Below are 8039 nucleotides of genomic sequence, written 5' to 3'. Positions count from 1 at the left end.
GGTCACGAGATAGCCGATGCTGAGCACCGACGGACGCCACAGCGCGGTGCCCAGCAGTGCCGCCACCGGAGCGGCGGCCAGCAGGCCGGGCGGCGCCGCGGCCAGCGGGTCGATCGGCCAGACCTTGCGCGACCACACCGACCAGCCGGGTTCGCCGTGGCGCGGCAGCAGCGGACCGAGCAGCGGTGGCGGGGGCGGCATCATCTGCATGCCGGGAACCATCTGTGTCATGCCTGAGGTCATGTGGGCACCTGTTCTCTCGGTTCGGGGATCGTGACGCTGATCCGGCAGCCCGTCCGGACGTCGGCGACGGAGATGGCGCCGCCGTGCAACTCGACGGCCCACCGGGCGATGGCCAGGCCCAGCCCGGTGCCACCGTCGGAGGTGGCGCCACGGGTGAATCGCTGGAAGACGCGCTCGCGCTCGGCGGCCGGGATGCCGGGCCCCTCGTCGCACACGTCGAGCCGGATGCCCGACGGCGCCGCCGCGCACGCCAGCACCGACACGCGGCCGCCCGGCGGGCTGTGCCGGATCGCGTTCTGCACCAGGTTGACCACCACCTGCCGCAACCTCGCCGGGTCGGCGACCGCGGTCAACGCCTGCGGGGACACCCGCACCTCGACGATCGCCTGACCCGCCGCCACGTGGGCCACCGCGTCGCGCAGGAACGCGTCGACGCCGAACCGCTCCTGGCGCAACGGGATCGCGCCGCCCTCGACGCGGGACAGGTCGAGCAGATTGGTGACGAGCTCGCCGAGGCGTTCGGTCTGCGCCAACGCCATCCGCATGGTGTCGGAGTCGGGCTGGGCGACACCGTCGATCACGTTCTCCAGCACCGCGTGCAGCGCGGTGATCGGCGTCCGCAACTCGTGTGAGACGTTGGCGATCAGACCGCGCCGGTACTCGTCGGCCGCCCCGAGGTCGGCCGCCATCTGGTTGAACGCCGTTGCCAGCTGCCCGATCTCGTCGCGCGACGTGGCGCGCACCCGGATGCTGTAGTCGCCGCGGGCCATCGCCCGCGCCGCGGCCGTCATCTGCCGCAGCGGCGACGTCATCCCGTGGGCGAGGAACTGCGTCACCACCAGGGCGGTCACCAGCGCGGCGAGTAGGGCGTACCGGAACTGCCAGCTCGCGCCGATCCAGAACGTGAACGACGCCAGCGTGATGGCGCCCGCCACCAGCAGCGCGGTCTTGACCTTGAAGGACGCGAACGGGTCCAACGGCCTCGGCAGCCGCTCCCAGAGGGCGACGGCCCGGCCGCGGACGGTCACCGCGGCGTCTCCAGGGCGTACCCCACGCCGTGCACCGTCCTGATCAGTTCCGCACCGAGCTTGCGCCGCAACGCCTTGACGTGGCTGTCGACCGTGCGGGTCTCCACCCCGGAGGCCCAGCCCCACACCTGTTCGAGTAGCACGTCGCGGGACACCACGGCCCTGGGCCGGCCGATGAGAAACGCCAGCAGGTCGAATTCGGTCCGGGTGAGATGGATTTCGTCGTCGCCGCGGTGCACCCGCCGCGCCTGCAGATCGATGCGGCAGTCGCCCACCAGCAGCGGCTGTGGGTCGTCGCCGGCGCGGTCCATCCGGCGCAGCAGCACCCGCACCCGCGCGACGAGTTCGCGCATGCTGAACGGTTTGGTCAGGTAGTCGTCGGCGCCGATGCCCAGCCCGATGAGCATGTCGGTCTCGTCGCTGCGGGCGGTGAGCATCAGCACCGGGACGGGACGTTCGGCCTGGATCCGCCGGCACACCTCGAGCCCGTCGAACCCGGGCAGCATCACGTCGAGCACCACGAGGTCGGGTGCAGTGGCGGCGGCCGTCTCCACTGCCGACGGCCCGTCGACCGCGGTGACCACGGTGAACGCTTCAGCGCGGAGCCGGGTGGCCACCTGGGCCAGGATGGTCGGCTCATCGTCGACCACCAGGATGCGCTTCACATGTCCGACTGTAAGGGCCGGTTGTGGGGCTTCCCGGCAGCGATTGTGAAGATTCGGTGGAGAAGCTCGCTAAGCCCGCTGGCTGGACACCGAGATGACCTCGCCGGTCAGATAACTGGAGTAGTCGCTGGCCAGGAACGCGATGGTGGCCGCGACCTCCCACGGTTCGGCGGCCCGGCCGAAGGCCTCGTCGCCCGCCAACCGGTCCAGCAGCTCCGAGGAGCTGGTCTTCTCCAGGAACTTGTGCCGCGCGATGCTCGGCGACACCGCGTTGATGCGCACGCCGTACTCGACGGCTTCGATTGCGCTGCAACGGGTCAGCGCCATCACCCCGGCCTTGGCCGCGGCGTAGTGCGACTGCGAGTGCTGCGCACGCCAGCCGAGCACGCTGGCGTTGTTGACGATGACGCCGCCGTGCGGTGCGTCGCGGAAGTACCTCAGCGCCGCGCGGGTGGCCCGCATGACCGAGGTCAGGGTCACGTTCAGCACGCGGTCCCATTCGTCGTCGTCCATGTCGACCACCGGCGTCTGACCGCCCAGCCCGGCGTTGTTGACCAGGACGTCGAGCCGGCCCATCTTGTCCACGGCCGTGCTGATCAGCGCATCGACCGCCGCGGTCGACGTCACGTCGCACACCACGGCGTCGACACGGCCGAGCCCGAGCGCCGCGAGCTCGTCGCGCGTCTCCCCCAGCCGGCGTTCGTGGTAGTCGGAGACCACCACGTCGGCGCCCTCGGCCAGTGCCCGGCGGGCGACCGCCGAACCGATCCCGGTGCCCGCCGCGGCGGTGACCACCACCACCCTGCCTGTCAGAAGTCCGTGCCCGTCGATCTCCTTCGGCGCTTCGGTCAGCGTCATGTTCCCTTTGGCTCCCGCGGTAGGCCGAGCACCCGCTCGGCGATGATGTTGCGCTGGATCTCGTTCGACCCGCCGTAGATGGTGTCCGAGCGGGAGAACAGATACAGCCGCTGCCACTCGTCGAATTCGCCGCCGGCCAGCGTCAGACCCTCGCCGCCGACGATCTCCATCGCCAGCTCACCGAGGTCGCGATGCCAGTTGGCCCACAACAACTTCGAGACGGAATCTTGCCCGGGTTGCTCGACGTCCATCGTCGCCAGCGCGAAGGACCGCATGGTGCGCAGGCCGACCCACGCGCGGGTCAGCCGCTCCCGGATCAGCGGGTCGTCGGCGGCGCCGGTGCGCTTGGCCACCTCGGCCAGCGCAGACAACTCGCGGGCGTATTCGATCTGCTGGCCCAGCGTCGAAACGCCGCGCTCGAACGTCAGCGTGCCCATCGCCACCCGCCAGCCGTCACCCGGCTCGCCGACCACCATCGAGGCGTCGGTGCGGGCGTCGTCGAAGAACACCTCGTTGAACTCGGAGTCACCGGTCAGCTGAATGATCGGCCGGATCTCGACACCGGGCTGGTCGAGCGGCACCAGCAGATAGGACAGGCCGGCGTGGCGCTTGGAGCCCTTCTCGGTGCGCGCGATGACGAAGCACCACTGCGCCCAGTGCGCCAGCGACGTCCACACCTTCTGGCCGTTGATCACCCACTGATCGCCGTCGAGTTCGGCGGTGGTCGACACGTTGGCCAGATCGCTGCCCGCGCCCGGCTCCGAATAACCCTGCGACCACAGTTCGGTGACGTCGAGGATCCTGGGCAGGAACCGCTGCTGCTGCTCGGGGGTGCCGTACGCGATCAGCGTCGGGCCGAGCAGTTCCTCACCGAGGTGGTTGACCTTGGCCGGCGCGTTGGCGATCGCGTACTCCTCGTAGAACGCCACCCGGTGCGCCACCGTCAGGCCGCGGCCGCCGTGCTCCTCCGGCCAGCCGAGGCAGGTCAGGCCGGCCTCGGCGAGACGGCGGTTCCACGCCAGCCGTTCCTCGAAGGCCTCGTGCTCGCGGCCGGGGCCGCCGAGGCCTTTGAGCGCGGCGAAGTCGCCGACCAGATTGTCGCTGAGCCACTGCCGGACCTCGGCCCGGAACTCCTGGACCTCTATCACCCCTGTAGGCTAACCTACCAAGCACTTGCTTTGTTAGAGGAGCATCGATGACGACGCCCGGCGGGCAAGACCGGTCCGACGGCAGGACCATTCCCCAGGTCCTCGACCGGATTGCCGACCAGTTCGCCGACCACGACGCACTGGTCACCGACGACCGGCGGATCACCTACGCCCAGTTGCGGGACGACGTCCGCCGCGCCGCGGCCGCCATGATCGACCTCGGCGTCGCATCCGGTGACCGCGTCGCCATCTGGTCCCCCAACACCTGGCACTGGGTGGTGGCCTGCCTGGCCACCCACTACGCTGGCGGCGTCCTCGTGCCGCTCAACACCCGCTACACCGCCAGCGAGGCCGCCGACGTCCTCGGCCGCACCGGCGCACCGCTGCTGTTCGCCTCTGGCGAGTTCCTCGGCGCCGACAAGGCGGCATCCCTGGACGGTGCCGATCTGCCCGCGCTGCGGCACATCGTGCGGGTGCCCGTCGACAAGGCCGACGGCACCTGGGACGACTTCGTCGCCCGCGGAACCGACCTCGCGGCGGTGGACGCCCGCGCCGCCGCGGTCCGGCCCGACGACGTGTCCGACATCCTGTTCACCTCGGGCACCACCGGGCGCAGCAAGGGGGCCCTGTGCGCCCACCGGCAGTCCCTCGACGCACCCGCCGCGTGGGCCGCGTGCGGCGAGCTCACGAGCGACGACCGCTACCTGTGCATCAACCCGTTCTTCCACAACTTCGGCTACAAGGCGGGCATCCTGGCCTGCCTGCAGACCGGCGCCACGCTGATCCCCCAGCTGACGTTCGACCCCGAGCGGGCGATGGCCGCCGTGGCGGAGCACCGCGTGACCGTGCTGCCCGGTCCGCCGACGATCTACCAGTCGCTGCTGGACCACCCCCGGCGGGCCGAGCACGATCTGAGCTCGCTTCGGTTCGCGGTCACCGGCGCCGCCGTCGTGCCGGTGGTGCTGATCGAGCGCATGCAGGCCGAACTCGACATCGACATCGTGCTCACCGGCTACGGACTCACCGAGGCCGCCGGCTTCGGCACCATGTGCCGGCCGGACGACGACGCGATCACCGTCGCCACCACCTGCGGGCGGCCGATCGCCGACTTCGAACTGCGCATCGACGGCGAGGGCCCCGAGGGCGAGGTGCTGCTGCGCGGCCCGAACGTGATGCTCGGCTACCTCGACGACCCCGAGGCGACCGCGGCGGCGATCGACGCCGACGGCTGGCTGCACACCGGCGACGTCGGCACCGTCGACGAGGCGGGCAACCTGCGGATCACCGACCGGCTCAAGGACATGTACATCTGCGGCGGGTTCAACGTCTACCCCGCCGAGATCGAACAGGTGCTGGCGCGCCTCGACGGGGTGGCGGAGTCGGCGGTGATCGGGGTGCCCGACGAGCGGCTCGGCGAGGTCGGCAAGGCGTTCGTCGTCGCCCTGCCCGGCTCGTCCCTCGATGCGCAGACCGTGATCGCCCACACCCGTGAGCATCTCGCCAACTTCAAGACACCACGATCGGTGGAGTTCCTCGACGCGCTGCCCCGCAATCCCGGGGGCAAGGTGGTCAAGCCTGCGCTTCGAGCGATGTCCGAGAAGGAAGAAGCCTGAATGGACCTGACATTCGACGAATCCGCCGAGGACTTCCGCGCGGAGGTGCGCGAGTTCCTTGCGGCGAACCGCGATTCGTTCCCGACGACGTCCTACGACAACGCCGAGGGTTTCGCCCAGCACCGGCAGTGGGACAAGGTGCTGTTCGACGCCGGCCTCTCGGTGATCACCTGGCCGGAGAAGTACGGCGGCAGGGACGCCTCGCTGCTGCAGTGGGTGGTGTACGAGGAGGAGTACTTCCGCGCCGGTGCGCCGGGGCGGGCCAGCGCCAACGGCACCTCGATGCTGGCGCCGACACTTTTCGCGCACGGCACCGCCGAACAGCTGGACCGCATCCTGCCGAAAATGGCCAGCGGGGAAGAGATCTGGGCGCAAGCCTGGTCGGAGCCGGAGTCGGGCAGCGACCTGGCCTCGCTGCGCTCGACCGCGACCCGTACCGACGGCGGCTGGCTGCTCAACGGTCAGAAGATCTGGAGTTCCCGGGCGCCGTTCGGCGACAGGGCGTTCGGACTGTTCCGTTCCGACCCGGAGGCGCAGCGCCACAAGGGCCTCACCTACGTGATGTTCGACCTGAAGGCCGACGGCGTCACCGTTCGGCCGATCGTCCAGCTCGGCGGCGACACCGGGTTCGGCGAGATCTTCCTCGACGACGTGTTCGTACCCGACGCCGACGTGATCGGTGAGGTCAACGACGGCTGGCGGGCCGCGATGAGCACGTCGAGCAATGAACGCGGCATGTCGCTGCGCAGCCCGGCGCGGTTCCTGGCGCCGGCCGAACGACTGGTCTCGGAATGGACTGAGTGTGGGCGCCCTTCGGCGATGGCCGACCGGGTGGCCGACGCCTGGATCAAGGCGCAGGCCTACCGCCTGCACACCTTCGGCACCGTGACCCGCGTCGCCGGTGGCGGCGAGCTGGGCGCGGAATCGTCGGTGACGAAGGTGTTCTGGTCCGACCTCGATGTCGAGCTGCACCAGACCGCGCTCGACCTGCACGGCGCCGACGCCGAACTCGCAGGCTCCTGGACCGACGGACTGCTGTTCGCGCTCGGCGGGCCGATCTATGCGGGCACCAACGAGATCCAGCGCAACATCATCGCCGAGCGGCTGCTGGGTCTGCCCCGCGAGCCGAAAGGGCAGGCCAAATGAACTTCGAGATCGACGAACAGCAGCGTGATTTCGCCGCCAGCATCGACGCGGCGCTCGGCGCGGCCGACGTGCCGGGTGCGGTGCGTGCCTGGGCTGCCGGTGATGCCGGACCCGGCCGCAAGGTGTGGGCGCAGCTGGCCGACCTCGGCGTCACGGCGCTGCTGGTCGCCGAGGAGTTCGACGGTATCGACGCCCACCCGGTCGACCTCGTGGTGGCCGCCGAGCGGCTGGGCCGCTGGTGTGTGCCGGGGCCGGTGACGGAGTCGATCGCGGTGGCGCCGGTGCTGCTGGCCGGTGACGAGCGCAGCGCCGCGCTGGCGTCCGGTGAGCTGATCGCGACCGTCGCCCTGCCGCCTCAGGTGCCGCGGGCCGTCGACGCCGACACCGCGGGTCTGGTGCTGCTCGCCGACGACGCGGGTGTGCGTGACGGGTCCGCCGGCGCACCGCACGAGTCCGTGGACCCGGCGCGAAAGCTGTTCGACGTCACCGCCACCGGTGAGTCCCGCGCCGCCGACGTCGCCCGTGCCTTTGATTTCGGCGCGCTGGCCACCGCCGCCCAGCTGGTCGGCGCCGGACAGGCGATGCTCGACCAGTCGGTGGAGTACGCCAAGCAGCGTCACCAGTTCGGCCGTGCGATCGGTTCGTACCAGGCGATCAAGCACAAGCTGGCCGACGTGCTCATCGCCGTGGAACTGGCCCGCCCGCTCGTCTACGGTGCGGCCCTGTCGCTCGCCGACGGATCCGCGGACACCGCACGGGATGTCAGCGCCGCCAAGGCCGCCGCCTCCGACGCCGCGCTGCTGGCCGCGCGCTCGGCACTGCAGACCCACGGGGCGATCGGCTTCACCCACGAACACGACCTGTCGCTGTGGCTGCTGCGGGTGCAGGCACTGCGCTCGGCCTGGGGCGACCCGGCGTGGCACCGCAGACGCGTGCTGGAGGCACTGACCGAGGGGGCCGGCGCATGAGTGAAGAGCGGGAACTGCTGCGCGACACCGTCGCCGCACTGGTCGACAAGCACGCCTCCCCCGCTGCGGTGCGCGAGGCGATGGCGTCCGATCGCGGTTACGACGAGTCGCTGTGGAAGCTGCTGTGCGAGCAGGTGGGTGCGGCCGCGCTGGTGGTGCCCGAGGAACTCGGCGGCGCCGGCGGTGAACTGGCCGACGCGGCCGTGGTGATCGAGGAGCTGGGCCGGGCGCTGGTGCCGACGCCGCTGCTGGGCACGACCCTGGCCGAACTCGCGCTGCTCGCCGCCGACTCGCCGGACACCGACGCCCTCGAGGGGCTGGCCGAGGGCACCCGCATCGGCGCGGTGGTGTTCGACCCGGAGTACGTGGT

8 protein-coding genes and 1 pseudogene are annotated in these 8039 nt (G+C 70.9%); 4 read left to right on the top strand and 5 right to left on the bottom strand.

Annotation, left to right across the window (positions count from 1 at the left end; translation table 11 throughout):
- From Q2100_RS21345 to ipdE1, 5 genes and pseudogenes are all read right to left on the bottom strand, one after another.
- Positions 1–243 (bottom strand): annotated as a pseudogene (locus Q2100_RS21345) (DUF4173 domain-containing protein); the annotation flags it as partial.
- Positions 240–1271, bottom strand: a complete 1032-nt coding sequence (locus Q2100_RS21340) for a HAMP domain-containing sensor histidine kinase (protein ID WP_302915665.1) — start codon at positions 1269–1271, stop codon at positions 240–242. The gene Q2100_RS21340 and the pseudogene Q2100_RS21345, both read right to left, overlap by 4 nt.
- The gene (locus Q2100_RS21335; RefSeq protein WP_264016107.1) at positions 1268–1936 is read right to left on the bottom strand and encodes a response regulator transcription factor; all 669 of its coding nucleotides are present in this window, start codon (positions 1934–1936) and stop codon (positions 1268–1270) included. The genes Q2100_RS21340 and Q2100_RS21335 overlap by 4 nt, the downstream gene beginning before the upstream one ends.
- Positions 1937–2005: 69 nt before the next feature.
- The gene (gene ipdF, locus Q2100_RS21330) at positions 2006–2794 is read right to left on the bottom strand and encodes a (5R,7aS)-5-hydroxy-7a-methyl-1-oxo-2,3,5,6,7,7a-hexahydro-1H-indene-carboxyl-CoA reductase (RefSeq protein ID WP_302915664.1); all 789 of its coding nucleotides are present in this window, start codon (positions 2792–2794) and stop codon (positions 2006–2008) included.
- The gene (gene ipdE1 / locus Q2100_RS21325) at positions 2791–3942 is read right to left on the bottom strand and encodes an acyl-CoA dehydrogenase IpdE1 (protein ID WP_302915663.1); all 1152 of its coding nucleotides are present in this window, start codon (positions 3940–3942) and stop codon (positions 2791–2793) included. The genes ipdF and ipdE1 overlap by 4 nt, the downstream gene beginning before the upstream one ends.
- A gap of 47 nt (positions 3943–3989) precedes the next feature.
- On the opposite strand from ipdE1, the gene fadD3 reads away from it, so the two are divergent.
- The 4 genes from fadD3 to Q2100_RS21305 all read left to right on the top strand — a co-directional run.
- A complete protein-coding gene (fadD3, locus tag Q2100_RS21320) occupies positions 3990–5555 on the top strand; it encodes a 3-((3aS,4S,7aS)-7a-methyl-1,5-dioxo-octahydro-1H-inden-4-yl)propanoate--CoA ligase FadD3 (protein ID WP_302915662.1) in 1566 nt (521 codons plus the stop codon).
- A complete protein-coding gene (locus Q2100_RS21315; RefSeq protein ID WP_302915661.1) occupies positions 5556–6701 on the top strand; it encodes an acyl-CoA dehydrogenase family protein in 1146 nt (381 codons plus the stop codon).
- The gene (locus Q2100_RS21310) at positions 6698–7669 is read left to right on the top strand and encodes an acyl-CoA dehydrogenase family protein (RefSeq protein WP_302915660.1); all 972 of its coding nucleotides are present in this window, start codon (positions 6698–6700) and stop codon (positions 7667–7669) included. Before Q2100_RS21315 ends, Q2100_RS21310 begins: the two co-directional genes overlap by 4 nt.
- A partial coding sequence (locus Q2100_RS21305; RefSeq protein ID WP_302915659.1) for an acyl-CoA dehydrogenase family protein occupies positions 7666–8039 on the top strand: 374 nt, incomplete at its 3' end. The genes Q2100_RS21310 and Q2100_RS21305, both read left to right, overlap by 4 nt.

Origin of the sequence: Mycolicibacterium arseniciresistens (assembly GCF_030519285.1) — a bacterium.
In the GTDB taxonomy this organism is placed as follows: Bacteria; Actinomycetota; Actinomycetes; order Mycobacteriales; family Mycobacteriaceae; genus Mycobacterium; species Mycobacterium arseniciresistens.
This window is presented reverse-complemented; position numbering and strand designations above follow the sequence as displayed.